The 20,131-nt window shown below is 39.1% G+C and carries 19 protein-coding genes and 1 other annotated feature; of the genes, 10 read left to right on the top strand and 9 right to left on the bottom strand.

Annotated elements, in window-relative coordinates:
• The first annotated feature begins 65 nt into the window (after window positions 1-65).
• Genes CR194_RS11625 through ytxJ form a run of 3 tightly spaced genes read left to right on the top strand, consistent with a single transcriptional unit; the run spans window position 66 to window position 1,344 of the window.
• On the top strand, window positions 66-503 hold the full coding sequence (locus CR194_RS11625; RefSeq protein WP_110609816.1) for a DUF948 domain-containing protein: 438 nt from the start codon (window positions 66-68) through the stop codon (window positions 501-503).
• Between the two features lie 36 nt (window positions 504-539).
• The gene (locus CR194_RS11620) at window positions 540-989 is read left to right on the top strand and encodes a YtxH domain-containing protein (RefSeq protein WP_110609815.1); all 450 of its coding nucleotides are present in this window, start codon (window positions 540-542) and stop codon (window positions 987-989) included.
• 22 nt (window positions 990-1,011) lie between these two features.
• Window positions 1,012-1,344 (top strand): bacillithiol system redox-active protein YtxJ, encoded by a 333-nt coding sequence (gene ytxJ / locus CR194_RS11615; RefSeq protein ID WP_146035940.1) that lies wholly within the window; start codon window positions 1,012-1,014, stop codon window positions 1,342-1,344.
• 61 nt (window positions 1,345-1,405) lie between these two features.
• Here ytxJ and CR194_RS20725 read toward each other — a convergent pair whose 3' ends face one another.
• Together CR194_RS20725 and pilM are read right to left on the bottom strand one after the other, a co-directional pair.
• Complete coding sequence (locus CR194_RS20725; protein ID WP_269845714.1) at window positions 1,406-1,534, bottom strand: hypothetical protein; 129 nt, start codon at window positions 1,532-1,534, stop codon at window positions 1,406-1,408.
• Complete coding sequence (gene pilM, locus CR194_RS11610) at window positions 1,531-3,567, bottom strand: pilus assembly protein PilM (protein WP_233254324.1); 2,037 nt, start codon at window positions 3,565-3,567, stop codon at window positions 1,531-1,533. Before pilM ends, CR194_RS20725 begins: the two co-directional genes overlap by 4 nt.
• 501 nt (window positions 3,568-4,068) lie before the next feature.
• On the opposite strand from pilM, the gene CR194_RS11605 reads away from it, so the two are divergent.
• From CR194_RS11605 to CR194_RS11585, 5 genes are all read left to right on the top strand, one after another.
• Window positions 4,069-5,163, top strand: a complete 1,095-nt coding sequence (locus CR194_RS11605) for a bifunctional 3-deoxy-7-phosphoheptulonate synthase/chorismate mutase (RefSeq protein ID WP_110609814.1) — start codon at window positions 4,069-4,071, stop codon at window positions 5,161-5,163.
• Between the two features lie 329 nt (window positions 5,164-5,492).
• On the top strand, window positions 5,493-6,506 hold the full coding sequence (ccpA, locus tag CR194_RS11600; protein ID WP_110609813.1) for a catabolite control protein A: 1,014 nt from the start codon (window positions 5,493-5,495) through the stop codon (window positions 6,504-6,506).
• A 149-nt stretch (window positions 6,507-6,655) separates the two neighbouring features.
• A complete protein-coding gene (gene motP / locus CR194_RS11595; RefSeq protein WP_110609812.1) occupies window positions 6,656-7,468 on the top strand; it encodes a flagellar motor protein MotP in 813 nt (270 codons plus the stop codon).
• A complete protein-coding gene (motS, locus tag CR194_RS11590; RefSeq protein WP_110609811.1) occupies window positions 7,461-8,234 on the top strand; it encodes a flagellar motor protein MotS in 774 nt (257 codons plus the stop codon). Before motP ends, motS begins: the two co-directional genes overlap by 8 nt.
• Window positions 8,235-8,306: 72 nt before the next feature.
• Window positions 8,307-9,026 (top strand): 5'-methylthioadenosine/adenosylhomocysteine nucleosidase, encoded by a 720-nt coding sequence (locus CR194_RS11585; protein WP_110609810.1) that lies wholly within the window; start codon window positions 8,307-8,309, stop codon window positions 9,024-9,026.
• A gap of 48 nt (window positions 9,027-9,074) precedes the next feature.
• Here the strand turns inward: CR194_RS11585 and CR194_RS11580 are convergent, their stop codons facing one another.
• From CR194_RS11580 to CR194_RS11565, 4 genes are all read right to left on the bottom strand, one after another.
• Window positions 9,075-10,256, bottom strand: a complete 1,182-nt coding sequence (locus CR194_RS11580) for an acetoin utilization protein AcuC (protein WP_110609809.1) — start codon at window positions 10,254-10,256, stop codon at window positions 9,075-9,077.
• Window positions 10,253-10,879, bottom strand: coding sequence for a CBS and ACT domain-containing protein (locus CR194_RS11575; RefSeq protein ID WP_110609996.1), 627 nt, complete (start codon window positions 10,877-10,879; stop codon window positions 10,253-10,255). Before CR194_RS11575 ends, CR194_RS11580 begins: the two co-directional genes overlap by 4 nt.
• A 38-nt stretch (window positions 10,880-10,917) precedes the next feature.
• Window positions 10,918-11,553 carry a GNAT family N-acetyltransferase gene (locus CR194_RS11570; protein ID WP_110609808.1) on the bottom strand — a complete coding sequence of 212 codons (636 nt, stop codon included), beginning with the start codon at window positions 11,551-11,553 and terminating at the stop codon, window positions 10,918-10,920.
• Between the two features lie 162 nt (window positions 11,554-11,715).
• Window positions 11,716-15,075, bottom strand: coding sequence for a transglycosylase domain-containing protein (locus tag CR194_RS11565; RefSeq protein WP_110609807.1), 3,360 nt, complete (start codon window positions 15,073-15,075; stop codon window positions 11,716-11,718).
• A gap of 136 nt (window positions 15,076-15,211) precedes the next feature.
• Window positions 15,212-15,416 (top strand) — a binding site (T-box leader).
• Between the two features lie 51 nt (window positions 15,417-15,467).
• Here CR194_RS11565 and tyrS point away from each other — a divergent pair.
• Window positions 15,468-16,739, top strand: coding sequence for a tyrosine--tRNA ligase (tyrS, locus tag CR194_RS11560; RefSeq protein WP_110609806.1), 1,272 nt, complete (start codon window positions 15,468-15,470; stop codon window positions 16,737-16,739).
• A gap of 167 nt (window positions 16,740-16,906) precedes the next feature.
• Here tyrS and rpsD read toward each other — a convergent pair whose 3' ends face one another.
• Together rpsD and CR194_RS11550 are read right to left on the bottom strand one after the other, a co-directional pair.
• Complete coding sequence (gene rpsD / locus CR194_RS11555) at window positions 16,907-17,509, bottom strand: 30S ribosomal protein S4 (protein ID WP_110609805.1); 603 nt, start codon at window positions 17,507-17,509, stop codon at window positions 16,907-16,909.
• A gap of 361 nt (window positions 17,510-17,870) precedes the next feature.
• Window positions 17,871-18,350, bottom strand: coding sequence for a GAF domain-containing protein (locus CR194_RS11550; protein ID WP_110609804.1), 480 nt, complete (start codon window positions 18,348-18,350; stop codon window positions 17,871-17,873).
• A 171-nt stretch (window positions 18,351-18,521) separates the two neighbouring features.
• On the opposite strand from CR194_RS11550, the gene refZ reads away from it, so the two are divergent.
• Window positions 18,522-19,175 carry a forespore capture DNA-binding protein RefZ gene (refZ, locus tag CR194_RS11545; protein WP_110609995.1) on the top strand — a complete coding sequence of 218 codons (654 nt, stop codon included), beginning with the start codon at window positions 18,522-18,524 and terminating at the stop codon, window positions 19,173-19,175.
• On the opposite strand, the gene hisJ is transcribed toward refZ, so the two are convergent.
• Window positions 19,172-19,975 (bottom strand): histidinol-phosphatase HisJ, encoded by an 804-nt coding sequence (hisJ, locus tag CR194_RS11540; protein ID WP_199228166.1) that lies wholly within the window; start codon window positions 19,973-19,975, stop codon window positions 19,172-19,174. The two genes, refZ and hisJ, sit on opposite strands and share 4 nt — an antisense overlap.
• Between the last annotated feature and the right edge of the window lie 156 nt (window positions 19,976-20,131).

Below are 20,131 nucleotides of genomic sequence, written 5' to 3'. Positions count from 1 at the left end.
AGATGTTGAATCTTAACGTTATAAGGTTAAAATGAAAAATAAGGAATAATCAGGAGGTATGTGACATGGAATGGTTAATGTACGTTAGTGTAGCAATTATCGCAATTGCGTTTGCGTTTCTTGTGTTTTACATTATTCAAACGTTGCAATCAGTGAAAAAGACTTTGGAAAATGTTTCTACAACGGTTGAAGGAATGCAAAGTCAAGTGGATGGTATAACAAAAGAATCTACACAGTTATTACATAAGACGAATCAGTTAGCAGATGACTTACAACATAAATCTGATTCACTTAACTCTGTGTTTGATGCCGCCAAGGATCTAGGAGAATCATTCCAAAATATGAATCGATCTGTTAAAAAAGTTTCTAATGCTGTTTCTAGTAAAGCCGATGAACAATCAGAGCAAGTGGCTAATGCTGTGAAATGGGGCAATGTGGTCTTGGATTTTTGGACGAAATACAAAGCGAAGAAGGCAGCGAATACAACGAAGCAAAATCTTTAATACTTAGTTCAGGAAATAGTTAAGGGAGGAATGAACATGAGTGATCAAGGAATTAACACAAAAGACTTCTTAATCGGAGGTTTGGTTGGAGGCGTAATTGGAGCTTCTGTTGCGTTCTTGTTGACACCTAAATCTGGCAGAGAGCTTCGAGGTTCTATTAATGAGCAGGCGAAGGTAGCGAAACATAAAACGTCAGATTGGACAAATCAAGCTGTAGAAAAAGGAAGCACGATGGCTACAACGGCAGCTAGAAGCGTGTCGGATCAGTCTACTCATCTTTATGATAAAGTGAAACGACTTTCTTTTTCACTGAGAAAAGATATGGAGCAATTGACAGAGTCGGCCGATAACTTAGTGGATGATCTAGGCGGAATCAGTGAAGATATTGCTGCTTCTGTAAGGCAAGAAGTGGAAGATTTACAGCGCTCTGTAGAACAACTGGTGAAAGAAGTGGAAGAAAAAGAACGATTGAAAAATGAACGATGAATTGATTTAGGGAGGCATCATCTTGAGTATGAAAAAGATTGAAAGTAAAGAGCAACTCACTGAGCTTTATAAACAAAATGAACCTTTTTTTCTAATGAAGAACAGCACAACTTGCCCAATAAGCAGTGAAGCCTTTAACGAAATGGAAAGTTATGCAGATTCTAATCCAGCTTATCCTGTTTATTATTTAAATGTTCAAGAGCTACGAGACGTTTCCCATGAAATAGCTGAAGACTTAAATGTGAAGCATGAATCACCTCAAGTGCTATTTATTAACAAAGAAGAAGTGGTTTGGAACGCATCCCATTGGAAGGTAACAAAGAAAAACGCTGAAAAAGCAACTACTCAACTGTAATTATGGACCTAGCGATTAAATAAAGCTGTGCCAAACGAATCCGTTTGGTACAGCTTTTGTTCTATTCTAAATCTACCCATTTTAAAGCAAGAATATCACCATGGTGAATGTGAGAAGAGAACGAGGTTTCTTGCTCATTTCTTAAGATGACTGGTCGTTTCTGCTGATCATTCGGTTTTTGAATATTCACTTTCGCAAATACATCTTGAAAGATAAAAGAAATATTTTTTTTTTTGTTACTTCAATACGATCTCCTTGTTTTATGGGAGAATACAGAGAAATGTGTTCCCTGTTTTGAAAGCAATCGTACATTTCTTTTTCTAAACGGACAGGTTCATTATTAAATGTGACGACAATTTCACGATAGGAGAGATCATAAAGTTTTTCTATGGCAGATTTTAGCGTGAGATCTTGATCTTCTTCTGAAATAATGTCCAATTTATCACCGGACTTTATAGGTGCAGAAGTTGAGGCGTTGATCCCATTAATAAATACAGTTGCTTTTTTTTCATGTAAGGTGACCGACTGATTGTTAATATATACTTGTACTGGTGAAGAGGTGATAAGGTCTCCTTTTAAATCTAATTTGGAAGCCAAATCTTCAACAGTTTTCGGGGGATAACATTCTATTTCATCTCGATCGTTTAATTGGTCACTTAGCATTGCCTGCTGACCATTTTTCAAGATGATCGGTGCTACCCTTCTTTGTTGACCATTGAATATGATCGACAAGGTTGGTTGTTCATCTAAGACGTCTCTAATGGTAGCTGTTGCATCGGCACCATTCTGACCTTTTGAAACTTCAATATAGTCTTCATGAACTAAAGGTGCATCTAATTCTGTCTCCAAGCCGTTTTTCTTTAATACAGGCGGAGTTCCGTGTTGACCAGGGATAGATACTACTCTGCCATTCAATTTCAGCATAATCGCCATACCTGGTTTCCCATAAAGCTTGGATAATTCTACCCCACTAGATAACAGGCCGTCGCCTACCGTTAGTTTCTTAATATCAAACAAGCGAACGGTTTGTTCATTTACGCGTATACTGATGTATTCCACTGGACTTTCTTTAGCTGCAATAGCGATCCCGATCGGAGTCACCAACTCAGGAGTAGCCTCATATTCCTGTTCGAACGTTAGACCTTTTATAGCATCAATGCCCCTTATAGCTACTCGGCTTTTAGGAAGTTCTAACCGTTCAGCTATTTTCTCAGGTAGAAGGGGCGTCAAACTCCCACCGCCAACGAGCATAACGGCCTTTGGAGAGTGTCCATTCAATCTTATGATTTCTAGAGTGATTTGATCTGCTAAGTGGTTAATCGCTGGTTGAAGGGCTTCTACTACCTCTTCATTAGGATAACTGTTTTCCATCCCCAATATATCTTGCATGATGACTTTGTCTTTTACAGACAGATCTCGTTTTATTCTTTCTGCATCTGGAAAGTCCAATAGAAAGTGATCACTTAATTCTTCAGTAATCTCATCTCCTGCATTTGGCACCATTCCATAAGCAGTCACTGTTCCATAGTCTGTGATGGCTATATCTGATGTTCCAGCACCTATATCGATTAGGGCGACATTGAGTCTCCTCATTGATTGTGGGATTAATACATTGATTGCTGCAATAGGCTCTAATGTCAGCGCTTCTAATTCCAAATTTGACCGCTGCAAGGCAGATATGAGAGACTCAACGACTACCTTTGGTAGAAAAGTGGCAATCACTTCAACAGAGGCCGTTTCACCTCTTTGGTCCACAAGACTTCCAATTGCCTCTCCATCGAGCCGATAATCGATCACAGAATATCCAACACAATAGTCGTTCACTTTTTGATTTGAGTAAGAATCATTAGCTAGATCAAATTGTGCTTTTTGGACGGCACTAAGTTCCAGGTGAAGCAATGACTGCCGTTCAAAAATAGGTTTACCTAGAATATCCACTTCAACCTTCGATCGTTTTGTTTTTAGTGATCGCCCTGCTGCGGCGACACAGACCTTTTTAAGCGTCCCGTGTTTTCTTTCTAAATGAGTTTTAACATATGTAATCGTACTGGATACAGCCAATACATTATGGATTTGTCCATCTAACATGGAGCGTTCTTTATGTTCAACACTATACACATCGAGAACATGATAGCCTTGATCTTGCTTTTCTAAAATGAGACCGACAACTGAGCGAGTCCCAATGTCCAAAGCGAAAATAAGGCCGGGCGAAGGAGAAGACATATTGAATCACCTCTTTATTTATGAATTAAAATCGAGAAGAGTGAATAGCGCCTGCTTGTAGTGATCGAATGGAGCATAACTATTGACTCTTCTCTTACTAGTCCTTTTTAAATAAGAGTTTACCTTAAGAATAAAAAAGTTAGGAAAGACCTACACTCGTTCTGTTGGTTCGTTCTTTCACAAGATTATCAATGCTTAAAAAAAGAACATAAAAAGAGAGCGGAGAAATTCCGTCTCAAAAAGTGTAATAAGCAATCTTTTTTTCACTAATTAAGTGGATAAATGTCATTTAACAAAAAAATCATAATAATTTTATTATACATGAGGATTGGTCTTTGTGCTGACATATAGGGAATCATAAGACACTCAAAACACTTTATCGCTTAAAAGCGTTTAAGAATTAAAGAAAAGGTGGTGACAATCTTGGATGTATCGTTTATAATAGTGGCTAAATCGAAAAAGTCGTAAAAGACTTTGCTGCAAAGAGAGGAGTTTTTTGTAATGGGCAACGAACAATTAGAAGAGTTGAGAGGCCAATTAGATAAAATTAATGATCAGTTGGTAGAGTTAATTAATGAGCGTGCTAAAATCGCTCAAGAAATAGGTCGAGTAAAGAGTGCGCAGGGTCTAAATCGATTTGATCCTGTACGTGAAAGAAAAATGCTGGATTTGATTGAAAATAATAATGAGGGACCATTTGAAACCTCTACCCTTCAGCATATTTTTAAAGAGATCTTTAAAGCCAGTCTTGAGTTGCAAGAAGATGATCATAGTAAGGCGTTGCTTGTTTCTCGTAAAAAGCACCCTGAAGATACTATTGTTACAATTAGAGGAGAAAAAGTTGGAGATGGAGAACAGCGTTTAATCGCCGGACCATGTTCAGTTGAAAGTTTCGAACAAGTTGATGAAGTAGCGAAAGCATTGAAAAAAGAAGGAATCAAATTTTTACGAGGTGGAGCTTTTAAACCAAGAACCTCTCCATACGATTTCCAAGGCCTTGGAGAAGAAGGCTTGAAAATTCTTAAAGAAGTAGCAGACAAACATGACCTTGCTGTAATAAGTGAAATTGTTACACCACATGATATAGAAAAAGCTGTCGATTACTTGGATGTCATTCAAATCGGTGCCAGAAATATGCAAAACTTCGAATTGTTAAAAGCTGCTGGAAGTGTCAACAAACCAATATTGTTAAAACGAGGATTGTCCGCAACGATTGCAGAATTTATCAATGCGGCTGAGTACATTCATTCAAAAGGAAATGGAAATATTATGCTCTGCGAACGCGGTATTCGCACATATGAAACAGCCACGAGAAACACGTTGGATATTTCTGCCGTACCTATCTTGAAACAAGAAACGCATCTACCGGTATTCGTCGATGTTACTCACTCTACTGGACGTCGTGATTTGCTTCTTCCTACAGCAAAAGCTGCGTTCGCAGTAGGTGCTGATGGCGTTATGACAGAAGTTCACCCTGATCCAGCGGTAGCACTTTCTGACTCAGCTCAACAAATGGATATTCCACAATTCCATGAGTTTATGTCTAAGTTAGAAGAATCAGGACTTTATAAATCGAGGAAAGTTGGAGTTAAGTAATCATGAAAGAGCATTGACCGCTCTGATAGAAAAGCCCCTTCATTGGGGCTTTTTCTTTTTTTACATAGTTTTCACTAGTATGAGACAATCTATATGTAAGAAAACAGCTAGCAGGATGACACTTACGCTCCTTTTGTTCCTTTATATGTAAAATAAATAGTTTTATTTATCTAAAAGGTATAAGGAATTTATTTAAGGAACTTAACATTTTAGGAGGATTTGTCGATATAAGTAAAGAATTTGCGCCCCTCCTAAAAGTGTCGTATTATAGCATTACATTATGAAAGTATGAAAACCATAATATGGAAGAAAAACAAGGAGGAGCAACAATGAATATAACTATTTATGATGTAGCAAGAGAAGCCAGTGTCTCAATGGCAACCGTTTCTCGTGTAGTGAATGGTAATCCAAATGTAAAGCCAACAACAAGAAAAAGGGTATTAGAAGCAATTGACCGTTTAGGATATCGGCCAAACGCAGTAGCAAGAGGACTAGCTAGCAAAAAGACAACCACAGTCGGTGTGATTATCCCTGATATTTCGAGCATTTTCTTTTCGGAGCTTGCTCGAGGAATTGAAGATATTGCCACGATGTATAAATACAATATTATCTTATGTAACTCGGATCAAAATAAAGATAAAGAAATCCATCTTGTGAACACTCTTTTAGAAAAACAAGTGGATGGCATTGTATTTATGGGTGGAGAAATTACAAAAGAACATGAAGAAACGTTTAAGAAATCACCTGTACCAATTGTTCTATCTGCCACAATCGATGATAAGAAAGAGTTCCCTTCTGTCAATATCGATTACAAGCAAGCCGCTTATGATGCTGTTAAATCATTTATTGATGAAGGTCACAAAAGAGTTGCTATGTTGTCAGGAACCTTAGAAGATCCGATTAATGGATATTTGAAATATTCAGGTTATAAAGAAGCCATGCAAGACGCCGGTCTTGATATCTCGGAGGAGCTAGTGGTGATTGGAGATTACACGCATGATTCTGGATTAGAAGCGATGGAATCTTTATTAAAACTAGATGAGAAACCATCGGCTGTTTTTGCCTCTACAGATGAAATGGCTCTTGGACTTATTCATGGCGCTCAAGATGCTGGATTGCAAGTTCCCGATGACATTGAAATAATCGGTTTTGACAACACAAGGTTAGCTACTATGGTACGCCCAACTTTATCAACAGTTGTGCAGCCGATGTATGACATTGGGGCTGTGTCCATGAGATTGTTAACAAAATATATGAACAAAGAAGAAGTTACTGAGAATGTTGTCGTTCTTCCTCATCGTATGGAATACCGACAATCCACTTCTTTTGGAGAAAAAGAATAGAGGAGCAGTACTAGATGACCACCATCTTTGGAAATCTAGCGGCACTTTAGGCTGTCTGTCATGTGTTCATGACAGAAGCCTTTCTTTCATAGGGATGTTCTCTACATAGAATGGCAGATAGATCAACGGGCAGGGTTGGGGAGAGAATTATGAAAAAAATCGACTTATTAACACCAGTAGGAATTTTCATCGGATTGACAGCAGTATTCACCGCAATTTATACGAATGCAGCAGGTGCAGGTAATTTAACTGACTTTATTCAAATCGCCTCTTTATTAATCGTCTTAGGGGGGTTATCATCTGCCATTTTAATTAACTTTTCCATAGCCGATTTAAAACTATTACCTAAAGTAATCAAAGAAACGTTTCAAACGAAAGACCAAGATTTGCAAGCTTTAATAGATACATTTGTGGATCTATCGGCCAAAGCTCGTCGTGAAGGATTGCTTGCTCTTGAAGCGGGATTGGAAGATGTAGATGATCCGTTTATTGAAAAAGGTGTATTGTTAGCTGTAGACGGAATTGAACCTGATATTATTAAAGATATTATGATGGCTGAAGTAATCGCCATGGAAGAGCGACATCGGAAGGGAAGAGTGATTTTAGAGAAAGCGGGGGAATATGCGCCGGCTTGGGGGATGATTGGTACTCTCGTAGGACTAGTCCTCATGCTTCAGAATCTAAATGATCCATCGACCCTCGGTCCTAATATGGCGATTGCTCTTCTAACGACCTTATATGGAACTTTGTTAGCAAATCTCGTTTTTAATCCTATGTCTAATAAATTAGCGCTAAGTACAGAAGAAGAAGTATTCATTAAGCAAATTGTTGTCGAAGGAGTGATTGGTGTTCAATCAGGACAAAATCCTAAAATTCTTCAAGAAAAGTTAAGTGCCTTTCTTCCAAACCACTCCAAAGGAGAAAAAGAAGAAGAATTAGAGGAGAAGGATAGTAATGAATAGACGACGACAATCTCGTGAAGAAAAGGGTGCGCCAAAGTGGATGGTTACTTTTTCTGATATGATGACGTTAATTCTCGTTTTTTTCATTTTATTATTTTCAATGTCCGTCGTCGATGCGCAAAAATTTCGCGCCATTGCCGATTCGTTTCAAGATCGAGCAGTTTTTGATTTTAATCCTTCTTTGATCCCATTTGAAAACCCTGCCGAAGACCGAGACGTAAAAGATGATCCGTTTGAAGAAGATATTGATCCTTTTGAGTCCTTTATTGAAATGGACGAAGACGATATGAGTGAACAATTGGATGATCTCTTAGAAGAAGTCACAGAATATTTAGAGGAGAACGAGTTAACCGAGGAGATTACAGCTTCAAGAGATGATCGAGGTGTGGTCCTTGTTCTTCAAGAGCAAGCTTTGTTTGAGTCTGCAAGAGCGGAAATTATTACGGACGCAGAACCTTTTCTTGGTAAAGTAGGAACTCTCTTATCCACGATTCCTAATATGGTAAAAGTAGAGGGTCATACTGACAGTCGACCGATTAGTACAGCTCAGTTTCCTTCAAATTGGGAATTATCTGGAGCGAGAGCTAGTAGTGTCATCCGGTTTTTGATAGACGAACAAGATTTGGAAGCAGAGAGGTTTCTTGCCGTTGGTTATGGAGATACAAGACCGGTTGCACCGAATACGACCGCTGATAACCTTCAGCAAAACAGGAGAGTCGTTCTCGTCATTTCTGATCCATCTTACAATGACAATGAGGTATATTAATTAGATAGAATATTCATCCGGGGAATCTTCTCCGGATATTTCTATGCAAGCATAACAAAGGAGCGTGACTTCATGACAATTGGAATTATAGGGGCTATGGACATTGAGTTAGAGTACTTTCAAGAGGCTATGACTGGCTTTGAAAAGAAGAAAGAAGGTTATCATACCTTTTACGTCGGGAGTTGGAAGAACGAAAAGGTTGTCATGGCAAAAAGTGGCGTAGGGAAAGTGAATGCTGCCATGACGGCTCAAAAAATGATCGACTTGTTCCAAGTGGAGAACTTGATTTTCACAGGAGTAGCAGGAGCAACGAATCCAGAATTGGAAGTTGGGGATGTCGTTGTTTCAACTTCTTGTCAACACCATGATTTAGATGCATCCGTACTGGGGTTTGATAGAGGAACTATTCCAATGTATGAAGGGACTTCAGATTTCCCAGGTGATTCATTGCTAGTAGAGTTGGCTTATCAAGCGGCTACAACTATTCAACTTAATGGCATGAAGGTTCTTAAAGGTAAAGTAGTGAGTGGCGACCAATTTATCGCAGATAAAAAACATGTAGAATGGTTACATAAACATTTTCAGGCAGATTGCGTGGAGATGGAAGGAGCAGCTGTCGCTCATGTAGCCCATTTTCATAACGTTCCATTCGTGATTATTCGATCCATTTCGGATAAAGCTAACGGAGAAGCAACTGAAAGTTTTCAAACATTTATGAGTAAAGCAGCAGAAACCTCTTCTAAAATCGTCGAACAAATGATCCACAAAATATATATAACACGTGATAAATAAATTTCTTTACCTTAGCCATTTGAAAAGCAATAAAGAAGATCTAATGCCTTAGATCTTCTTTATTATGGTATTTTTTTGATCATAGATGGGTTTTAGTGATTTTATAAGAGTTCGTTCATTTTTTTTCTCAATTTCTTTTTGTCTGGGGATTTGTGGATACATCCCTTTAGGATCTGTCCATATATTTGGGAGCTGCACAGGTGATTCTTCTTTCCATTGATCCAGCCAAGACTCAGGTATATTTTGTTGAGTGACAGCAGTTTGATCCGACATTTCTAACCAGAGGAGCGCCCATGCTCTTGGAACAACTCGCCAAATATCGTAACCTCCACCGCCTACAGCAATCCATTTTCCGTGACAATACTCGTGTGCTAGTTCATGGGCCATCTTAGGAATTTCATGGAATAATTGCATCGAACCGCAAAGGTGGGTGAGAGGGTCATAGTAATGAGCATCCGCGCCATTTTGAGTAATAATCACGTCTGGTTTAAAGTAATCTACGACTTCTCGCATAGCTGTTTTATACGCTTCTAACCACGATTCATCCTCGGTAAACGCCTCAAAAGGAATATTAAATGAATATCCATAACCTTCTCCATGACCTCTCTCATTCACGTGGCCAGTCCCTGGGAAGAGGAAGCGACCGCTTTCGTGAAATGAGAGGGTGCACACATCAGGATCATTATAGAAAGCCCATTGCACCCCATCTCCGTGGTGGGCGTCGGTATCGACATATAAAACCCGTGCGTCGTATTTTTTTCTTATATAAGCTATAGCAATGGAACTGTCATTATAAATACAAAATCCAGAAGCTTTTCCTTTGAAACCGTGGTGAAGGCCCCCGCCAAGGTTAAGGGCATGTTTGTAATCGTTTTCAAACACTTGATCAACAGCCTCTAACGTTCCACCGACGAGCCATGCAGCAGCATCATGCATAAAAGGAAACACCGGAGTATCTTCTGTACCGATCCCATAAGTCGTTTTATAAGATGAGCGGATTTGTCCTTCAGTAGCCCCTATAACAGCTTGAACGTAATCCTCATCATGGATTAATAACAGCTCCTCAACGCTTGCCTTTCTAGCAGGGATGATCGAATCTGGAGAAAGAGCGCCCACTTTGGTTAATAAATCGTTCGTAATCGATAATCGATGCTGATTAAAAGGGTGATCATTATGGAATTTATACTGAAGTTGTTCAGGTGAAAAGATATATGCGGCTTCATTCCTCATGTTTTCATCTCCAACTCTGTCGGCCAAATAATCTGGTAATTCCTTTGTTTTAATGTTTTTAAAAGTGGCCGTAAATCAATCGATTGAATCCTAAAGACAAGAATTTTTCGACTTGGATCATGGAATGAAGGATAAACTAGGACGCTTTGAATATTAATTTTATGCTCTTTAATAATATTAGAAACGTCAGAAAGTTGACCACTCTCATTAGACACTTCAATTTCAAGACGTGAAGTTGGTAAGTCAGCTCCTGTAAGCTTAACGAGTGTATTCAGTAAATCTGTTTCGGTAATAATTCCAACTAGAATGTCATCTTCTTCAACAGGTAAGCAGCTGATTTGCTGTTCTACCATGATATTTGCAGCTTCTTCTACAAAATCCCTAGGCATGGCCGTTATGACATCGTCAATCATAACTTTTGAAACGGGAAGGTTTATAAATTGCTTATGCTGATCGTCGAAAATCGATGGTGAAGCATCTCTTAAATCTCGATCAGAGACGATCCCGATAATTTCATTTGAATCATTAACGATAGGTAAGTGACGAATACGATGTTTTTTCATTAAATCCAATGCGTCACAAATGGTCATATCTTTATGAGAAACAATCAGTTGATCTTTCATTATGTCACGTACAATCAAAGAACGTCACCTTCCTGTCTTTAAAACATATATTTGTGTTTGAAGCGAATTCTGTTAAACTCATGGACAGCATCAGGGCCGACACGTTTTCCGATTCTTGCCATAAGACAATTTGCGGGATGTGAACAAATCTCCGGATCATCTGTGGCGTACCATTCTAATCCACCAGTCTTCATCACTTTTTCCATGATATCTCTATATGCCCAGATGGATAAACCTGTGCCGCGTAAATCCCAATGCCAATAGTATTCTGTCGTAATAATAATATAATCTTCGACAGCATCGTCCATCATGGAAACTTTTAAAAGGTTTTTAGCTAATTGGTAACCCCGGTAATCGGCTGATACTTCAATGGCCCCAAGTTCAATTAAATTCTCTAGTTCTACTTCTGACCATCTTTCTAACGGATCAGGAAAAAGATAAATGGCATAGCCGACGATCTTGTTTTCTTCTCTTACGAGGATAATTCTATTCTCAGGTAAATCAGCGACTTTCAGCAGTGCTTTCTTTTGTTGCTGAGGAGGTCGAAATGCTACAAGCCCTTCATCAAATTCAGCTTCTTCAATGACTCGTTTTTCTACTGGTCCTTCAACAAGAAATTTTTTTCCGTCCTTCCCTTGAATTTCTAACGAATGATATGTTTTATTGTGTTTCACAGACACCCCACCTTCAACCATTTGGCAAAAAAATGTTGTCTTAATAGTCAGAAAAGACCTTGTCTTAACTATATCATAAACGTTGCTTTTATGAGAAAAAAATGCTAATTAATGACAAAAAACAGGCAAGAGGAATTTCCTCTTGCCTGTCTGAAGTAGCAGTTAGCTGTTATTATTTTCTTCACCGTCATTACCGCTATTGTTGTTAGTGCCGTTGTTCTCACTAGTATTCGTGTTGCTGTTACTATCATTGTTGTTCGTATTACTACTAGCGCTGTTATTGTTCTCTGAGTTATTGCTACCACCATCGTTATTGCTACTGTTGTTATTGTTGCTAGAGTTGTTGCTCCCGCCATCGTTATTGTTACTGCTGTTATTGTTGCTAGAGTTGTTGCTCCCGTCGTCATTATTGTTACTGCTGTTATTGTTGCTAGAGTTGTTGCTCCCGTCGTCATTATTGTTACTGCTGTTATTGTTGCCGGAATTATTGCTGCCACCATCGTTATTGTTACTGTTGTTATTGTTGCTGGAGTTGTTGCTCCCGCCATCGTTATTGCCGTTGTTGTTACTGTTGTCTGAGTCGTTGCTCCCGCCGTCGTTATTATTGTTCTCTTCCTCGTCTTCATCTTCTCGGGTAGCTTCGTTATTATCATTATTTGAATCGTTTTCGTCTTGAGAACCTTCATCATTATTAGAATCATTGTTTTCTTCATCATTACCGTCACTACCATCATTATTATCATCTGAACCAGGTGAAGGACTTTCTTCAGATTCTTCCTCATCTTCATCAGAAGAAGATACACTTCCCAGAGTAACGTCACTGCTTGGAGATGATTCGCGTCCAGCTACGTCAACGGCTGTCACGTGATAAACGCCACTACTGCCAGAATAGTCATAGTCTTCGTCCCAACGGACGCTGTCTACCTCTCTGAAGCTTCCGCCTTCATTTGAAGCATAATATACGCGATACCCTACAACGTCACCTTCAGGATGTTCGTTCCATGAGATACTGCCACCTGATGCTGACACAGATTGCAATCTTCCTGGAGTGTTTCCATTGTCTGGAGCATCTCGATCTGGGATCAGGTCATCCCAGTCGTCAGGGATGTACTCAGAAATATCGCCATCATCAGCAAAGTCAAAGTATTCTTCTTTAACAGATACCCCTGATCGGGTAAATTCACTTGGAGTAGAATCCAACGCTTTGTACATGCCGTCGTCCACACGTACATATTGAACTCTTTCCAAACTGTCATCTTCCTCTGTTGGAACAAACTCTTTATTAAATAAGTCTGTTGTGACTAGTCCTGCTTCTTCACACAAATCAGATGGAAGCTTGCCAGAGATCCCGCAGACCGTCTCGCTTACAATCCCGCCTGGAGATTCAAAGTCCTCTGAAGGCGCCATAAGGTCAGGGTCTATTTCATAAGCTGCATTGGCTAATTGTGCCCAGAGCATTTGAGTACGAGGACCGTAACGAATGTTATCCACTTCTTCTTGAATAGGGTTTCTGTCATCGTATCCTATCCAAAGGCTTTGTGTGACATTTGGGTTAACCCCAACAAACCAAGCATCAATAATTTCATTTGAGGTCCCCGTTTTCCCCGCCCAATCTGCTTCAAAATCAAGAAAATCAGGTAATTGAGGAGCCGTTCCTCCAGATACTAATACATCGCGCATGATATCAATCATTAAATAAGCTGTTTGTGGAGAAAGTACTTCAGTTTCTGTTTCTTCATGTTCAAAAATCACTTCACCAGCAGAATTTTCAATTCTATCAATCATATATGGCTCTTTGCGATTTCCGTTGTTTCCAAAAGTTGAAAAAGCAGATGTATTTGCTTCTACCGTTAGGTCGACAGTTCCTAACGGGGTACTTGCATAAGGTTCTGCATCATCAAGGAATTCTCCAAAACCATAGTTAATTAATGCTTCTCTTGCAATATCATGATCAATCTTCAAAAACTCTCTCACCGCAGGGACGTTTCTTGAAGAAGCGTGTGCTTCCCTTGCTGTCATTAAGCCTCGATATTCATTATCAAAGTTACTTAAAGGTTGTTCTTCATCATCGTTATAGTTAAAAGGTGTATCAGGTGTAATGAACCCAGGCTGGAGAACTCCTGTTTCAAAACCGACTGCGTACGTTAATAATGGTTTCATCGTCGATCCAGTTGATCGATGAGCGGCGGTTGCATGGTTAAAGTTTTGGTGTTCAAAATCACGGCCGCCAACAAAGCTGATTACGGCACCAGTCGAATTGTCTAAAAGTACAGAACCGGGTTCTTCAATGCGAGTAACTTCTACATCTTCACCATCTTCACCTTCTAATATTTCAGTTCTATTAGGTCCATAATGTTCGAAGTTCTCAACAACTTCTTGCTGGGCATCATAAATTTCTTTGTTGATCGTTGTATGAACTTTGAAACCGTCTCTTTGAATAGCGCGTGTAGCTTCTTCTTCATAGCGAGTAACGAGTAAAGCTCTGCGGTTTTCATCTTCAATTTCATCTAAATCCACATCGTCTTGTTCTAGTAAGTAATCAAAGATTTTTTCTTCTGCTCTTCTTCTAGCTTCATTAATTACAAAAGGATATTCATCGAAGCTCCGAGGCTGAGGCTCGGCTAAATTTTCACGAATATCATAATTTAACGCTTCTTGATATTCTTCCTCTGTTATATAACCTCTGGACTTCATTCGGCTTAAAACTGTATTCATCCTATTTAATCCGGCATCAAAGCTTTCTTTGACCTCTCCTTGTCCAGTGAAGGGGGTGTAAGCAAAGGGGCTTTGTGGCAACCCTGCTATAAATGCACCTTGAGCGATGTTCAATTCTGAAGCATCAACACCGAAAATGCCTTGAGCTGCTGCTTGTGCACCAGCTACTTGTCTTCCGTTAGCGTTTCTTCCAAAGGGAACAACGTTCATGTAAGCTTCAAGAATTTGATCTTTTTCGAAGAAATTCTCAGCGCGCATGGCAAGTAAAATTTCAACTGCTTTTCTATCGTGTGTTACGTCGCTTGACAAAACTTGATTCTTAATTAGTTGTTGTGTCAAGGTACTTCCACCGGTTTGCGTACTTGCATTGGAGAAGTCTTGGAAGACAGCTCTAAACAATGCTTTAGGTACGATTCCTTCATGCTCAAAGAAGTATTCATCTTCTGTAGCAATTACGGCATTGACTAAATGCTCGGAAATGTTATCTAAAGAAACTTCTCTTCTTTCAAGAGGGCTTGGCAAATCGCCTAAATAAATATCGTCAGCGAAATAAATTTCTGTCGCTTCTTCATAATCATAAATGTCTCTTTCCATGTCCTCATAACTGCGAATGGGTTCATCTTGAACTAACGACGCAAAATAGCCTGCAGCAGCGCCACCTACAAAAAACATCGTTATAAGAGCAATGGTTGCAAAAATCAAGAATATATTCCAAAAAACTTGAGAGGTGATCCGAACCCCTTTTACTACATATTTAGGTTCTTTTCGACTAAAGAACTCTTTCATTGAAAATTTCTCGTTACTCATATAATAAACCCCCTAAAAAGTCACTCACATTATAGCATATCCCCACCTTATACATATAGCATAATTGATATAAATATTGATTGTATATTGACAATGAATCTGCCTTTATGATAAAAATATAAAATATATAAATGAAAAATGGACTGTGAAAAGGATCCAGTAGTTTTTGTCTCCCTGGCTCAGAGAATCGGTGGTAGCTGCGAACCGATGTAAAGACGGAAATGAATTACCCCCTTGGAGTTTAGTCGTGGAAACACGATTCGTATGTGAGGCGTTAACTCATTTTTTGAGGTGGGAAATTTTTCCAATCAGGGTGGTACCGCGATCTATTCGTCCCTTAGTTATTAAGGGGCGTTTTTTTGTGTTTAAAAATCGAAATAGAGGTGAATAACATGACATTATTAGAAGATTTAAAATTCCGCGGACTAGTTAACCAAGTGACGGATGAAGAAGGTTTAAAGTCGCTGATGGACAAGGAATCTGTAAAGTTATATTGTGGGTTTGATCCTACCGGAGACAGTCTTCATATAGGCCACTTATTAACGATCTTGACTCTTCGACGTTTTCAACTTCACGGTCATAAACCCTACCCACTAGTGGGAGGGGCAACTGGACTAATTGGCGATCCTAGCGGTAAGAAAGCTGAACGAACGTTAAATGAACAGAACGTCGTAGAGGGGTTTAGTGACAAAATTAAAGGCCAGTTGCAACGTTTTCTTGACTTCGAAGGGGAAGAAGGCGCTACGCTAGTCAACAATTACGATTGGATTGGCTCCATGAGCGTAATCGATTTTTTAAGAGATGTGGGGAAATATTTCGGATTAAATTACATGTTAGCTAAAGAATCTGTTGAATCAAGAATCTCTTCAGGCATTTCGTTTACAGAGTTCAGCTACCAAATTCTCCAATCTTATGATTTCTACAGATTAAACAAAGAAGAAGGGGTGAAGCTCCAAATTGGAGGTAGTGACCAATGGGGGAATATCACTGCAGGCTTAGAATTGATCAGGCGAATGTCCGGCGCAGAAGAAAATGACCGTCCAGATGCTTACGGCTTTACGATTCCCTTAGTGACTAAGGCAGACGGTTCAAAATTCGGGAAGACAGAAGGTGGAGCGATTTGGCTTGACCCTGAAAAAACGTCCCCGTACGAATTTTATCAATTTTTGTTAAATACAGATGATAAAGATGTCATCAAATTCCTTAAGTTCTTTACATTTTTATCTAAAGAAGAAATTGATGAGTTGGAAACTGAACTTCAAGAGCGTGCACATGAACGATTGGCTCATCGTCGTCTTGCTGAGGAGCTGACTCGTTTTGTTCATAGTGACAAGGCTTTGCAGCAAGCTCAAAGGATTAGTGAAGCCTTATTTGGAGGTGGTGACTTAAAGTCACTCACTGGAGATGAAGTGCTTCAAGGTTTCAAAGATGTCCCGTCTTATGAAGTTCAAGAAGCTGACAAAGGGCTTGTAGATCTTCTTGTAGAATCAGGAATCTCCCCATCGAAGAGACAGGCTCGAGAAGATATTAAAAATGGAGCTGTATATATTAACGGCGATCGTTGTCAAGAGCTGGACAAGGTGATGAGTGAATCTGATAAAATTGATGAGAAGTTTACCATTATCCGACGTGGGAAAAAGAAGTTTTTCTTAATTAAATATTAAGTTGGAATACCCTGGTCCATGACTAGGGTATTTTTTTGTGAAAAATGTGAAGGAGGAATTCTAAAGTGCCGGACAAGAGTGGGATCGCGCTTGGATAAGGAGTTATAGCACACACCCACCCCTTTAAAAGACAAAAAAACACAGCCAGATGGCTGTGTTTTCTGTTATTAACGTGAATACCACTCAACAATAAGTTGTTCGTTGATTTCAGCAGGAAGTTCTGAACGCTCAGGTAAACGAGTGTACTTTCCTTCAACTTTTTCTGCATCAAATTCAACGTATGCTGGCGTGAAGTTGTTAACTTCTAGTGCTTCTTTTACGATGTCAAGGTTAACTGACTTTTCCCGAAGTCCGATCGTTTGACCAGGACGTACACGATAAGATGGGATGTCAACGCGTCCGCCATCGACCGTTACGTGACCGTGGTTAACTAATTGACGAGCTTGTGCACGAGTACGAGCAAGACCTAATCGGTAAACGATGTTATCGAGACGTGATTCTAAAAGAATCATGAAGTTTTCACCGTGAATACCAGATTGCTTACCAGCTTGTTCGAACATACGGCTGAATTGGCGTTCGTTCATGCCATACATGTGACGAAGTTTCTGCTTCTCTTGAAGCTGAATTCCGTATTCTGTTAACTTTCTTCTTGAGTTGGGACCGTGTTGTCCAGGTCCGTAAGGGCGTTTTTGAAGCTCTTTTCCAGTTCCGCTTAGAGAAATTCCAAGACGACGGGAAAGCTTCCATGTTGGTCCAGTATAGCGAGCCATAAATAGCTCCTCCTTTAAAATATAAGATTTCGTGAAATAATTAACAGTAGTAATCCCGCGCACCTAGACATTTCATTTTAGGCATCTTCGCCTCGACAGCTAGAGGTTACACAATACCCCTCGCATTTAGCGGGAATGAAATGAACTACATGACGTTTACATTGGCTGTCTTATTTGCACAACGTACAGTGTATAATTATTTCAGGTTAAAGTCAAGTGATGATCGAAAACTACCAATGAATTAAAGTGATGGTTTTTCATGAACAGCAAGAACTATTCTCTTCTAGGTTAAAAAAGCACATGCAACTGCAAGTGCTCTTTTAAGTATATTAATGAGGCTCTTATTTAAAAGTGTGCAATACTACAAGTGTTTCACAAGCGTTTGAACAAATCGTTCAAGACCGTCTTGATCTTGTTCATTGAAGCGAGATTTCTGAGGGCTATCAATATCAAGAACTCCGAACAATGATCCATCTTTCATTATTGGAATAACAATTTCTGAATTAGAGGCAGAATCACAAGCAATATGTCCAGGGAATAAATGAACATCGTCGACTATTAATGTCTTTTGCTCTTTTGCTGCAGTCCCACATACTCCTTTACCGTGAGCGATGTTCACACAAGCCGGTAACCCTTGGAAAGGACCAAGAACTAATTCTCCATTTTTCCATAAATAAAAGCCTACCCAGTTCACGTCTTGGAGAAACTGGTTTAAAAGAGCCGAGGCATTGCTCAAATTTGCTATCTGATCTTCCTCGCCATCTAATAAGGCTTCTAATTGTTTAGAGAGGAGAAGATATTTTTCTTGCAGTGTGTCTTTTTTTGTTTCAGGCTGGAACAAAGTACTCACCCTTTCATAAACATTTTTGCAAAGTATACCATAGAGATCATAATGAATAAATAAATACACTTTGTTGAGTGATTTAGGCAGGAAATCACTCCTCTTTCAGTGAATAATGAAGATAGGAGTCTTATTTGAATGATTCTGCGAAAGTCGGGGGGAGGGGATTCGATGGAGAAAAAAGCCTCAAAAGAAAAGGTTATAGAAGCAGCGATAGAACTTTTTAATGTCAAAGGCTTTACAGGAGCTTCCGTTAGGGATATTGCAACAAAAGCAGAAGCTAATGTTGCGTTAATTTCATATTACTTTGGCAGTAAACAAGGATTATTAGAGCATTTAATGACTAAATTTTTAGAAGGATATGTATCAGCCATTGAAAAACAAGCTCTCCGCGTTGAAGAAAATAATGAACTAGTATTTGACAGCCTATTAAAAGCGATTTGGGACGTGATGCTGTACCAGCAAAAACATCATGGACTTGCTAGGTTTGTTCATAGGGAAATCACGTTAGATACTACGTTAGTTAGAGAATTAATGTCATCCTATTTGACTAAAGAGAAACACTTATATCATACCTTATTGAAGATCGCTTATGAGAGAGGCGAAATGGATACAAAGCCTAATGAGTATTTTGTTCTTCAGCTACGTGGGATGTTGACTATGCCATTTTTACATCCTCAATATATTAGGGAAGTGTATCACCTTATGCCTCACGAAAACCACTTTTTGGATCAGTATTTCTCTGAATTATGTGAGTGGGTGTCGATCCACTTTAAAGATACAGTTACAGCCTCAACTAGACCAGAAGAAGCTGTAAAACGTTAGAGCAAGGTTTCGACCATGTGTCGGTTTTGGCCAAGTTGCTTAGCAGAGTGGGCATCAGACCCATAATATAAGGGGATGTTCATATTTTTTGCTTTTTCGATCCAGGGAACCGGCGGATAGATTTCCTTGCAAAATTCTTTGACTAACCCTGCAACGTTCACATCCATTGCTTTATCGTGTTTTTTTAGTAATTGTAATGTTTCGTTAAGCATAGAGGAATCATCAAACTCTCTCGGGAATAGTTTTTGAAACTTTCGTACAAGTGAAATATGTCCAATACGATTAGGTGTGAAACTTCCTAAATCAGAAGAAATGGCCGAATGCAATGTGGCAAAATAGAGTTCATAAACCTTTTTTAAAGAACCACATTGTCGAACAAGGTCTTGAAAAGCATTTGCATCATAATCTAAACAAACATAAGCACCGCCCACAGGTTTCAAAAAATGAACAGACAAAATGCTGTCATCAAGCTCAGGGCCCCACGTGTTTAAAAAATTTCTTGTCTCCTTTTCGTAGCCTGCAACGTAATCCACTTCTAGCCCAATATTTATTTCAATTTGACCAATAAATCTTTCTTTTATTTGTTGGCATTTCTCAATATATTGCGGCAATATTTCCTTTGACATGGCGCTATCTAGTTGAGGGACGGGATCTGTAAATCCTTCAGGTAAAGGAGCATGTTCTGTAAATGAGATGGAAGACATTCCGAGTTCTAATGCCCTCTCTACGTACTGAAACATGGAATCCTTAGACCCATGGGGGCAAAATTGCGTATGAATGTGCTTATCGTGGGTAATCAATGAAACCATTCCTTTCTAAATTATCTGCAAAAAACATGAATAAATCCGACCAAAAGTGACATTTCCATGGTATGATAAAGGGGGTATTTAATCATCTTAGAGAATATTTGTAAAAAATTGAATTAATTGAGTTCATTTCATAATTATTGTTTCTTG

Origin of the sequence: Salipaludibacillus keqinensis, from assembly GCF_003226325.1 — a bacterium.
In the GTDB taxonomy this organism is placed as follows: Bacteria; Bacillota; Bacilli; order Bacillales; family Salisediminibacteriaceae; genus Salipaludibacillus; species Salipaludibacillus keqinensis.
Note: the sequence above shows the minus strand (reverse complement) of the source record. Positions and strands in the feature narration are given on the sequence as shown.

What these genes read in the sequence shown, in the direction of transcription:
- tyrS (WP_110609806.1), top strand. Translation starts at nt 15,468, where the DNA reads ATGACATTATTAGAAGATTTAAAATTCCGCGGACTAGTTAACCAAGTG.
- CR194_RS11585 (WP_110609810.1), top strand. Translation starts at nt 8,307, where the DNA reads ATGACAATTGGAATTATAGGGGCTATGGACATTGAGTTAGAGTACTTT.
- motS (WP_110609811.1), top strand. Translation starts at nt 7,461, where the DNA reads ATGAATAGACGACGACAATCTCGTGAAGAAAAGGGTGCGCCAAAGTGG.
- pilM (WP_233254324.1), bottom strand. Translation starts at nt 3,567, where the DNA reads ATGTCTTCTCCTTCGCCCGGCCTTATTTTCGCTTTGGACATTGGGACT.
- ccpA (WP_110609813.1), top strand. Translation starts at nt 5,493, where the DNA reads ATGAATATAACTATTTATGATGTAGCAAGAGAAGCCAGTGTCTCAATG.
- CR194_RS11575 (WP_110609996.1), bottom strand. Translation starts at nt 10,879, where the DNA reads ATGAAAGATCAACTGATTGTTTCTCATAAAGATATGACCATTTGTGAC.
- refZ (WP_110609995.1), top strand. Translation starts at nt 18,522, where the DNA reads ATGGAGAAAAAAGCCTCAAAAGAAAAGGTTATAGAAGCAGCGATAGAA.
- CR194_RS11620 (WP_110609815.1), top strand. Translation starts at nt 540, where the DNA reads ATGAGTGATCAAGGAATTAACACAAAAGACTTCTTAATCGGAGGTTTG.
- motP (WP_110609812.1), top strand. Translation starts at nt 6,656, where the DNA reads ATGAAAAAAATCGACTTATTAACACCAGTAGGAATTTTCATCGGATTG.
- CR194_RS11625 (WP_110609816.1), top strand. Translation starts at nt 66, where the DNA reads ATGGAATGGTTAATGTACGTTAGTGTAGCAATTATCGCAATTGCGTTT.
- CR194_RS11565 (WP_110609807.1), bottom strand. Translation starts at nt 15,075, where the DNA reads ATGAGTAACGAGAAATTTTCAATGAAAGAGTTCTTTAGTCGAAAAGAA.
- CR194_RS11580 (WP_110609809.1), bottom strand. Translation starts at nt 10,256, where the DNA reads ATGAGGAATGAAGCCGCATATATCTTTTCACCTGAACAACTTCAGTAT.
- rpsD (WP_110609805.1), bottom strand. Translation starts at nt 17,509, where the DNA reads ATGGCTCGCTATACTGGACCAACATGGAAGCTTTCCCGTCGTCTTGGA.
- CR194_RS11605 (WP_110609814.1), top strand. Translation starts at nt 4,069, where the DNA reads ATGGGCAACGAACAATTAGAAGAGTTGAGAGGCCAATTAGATAAAATT.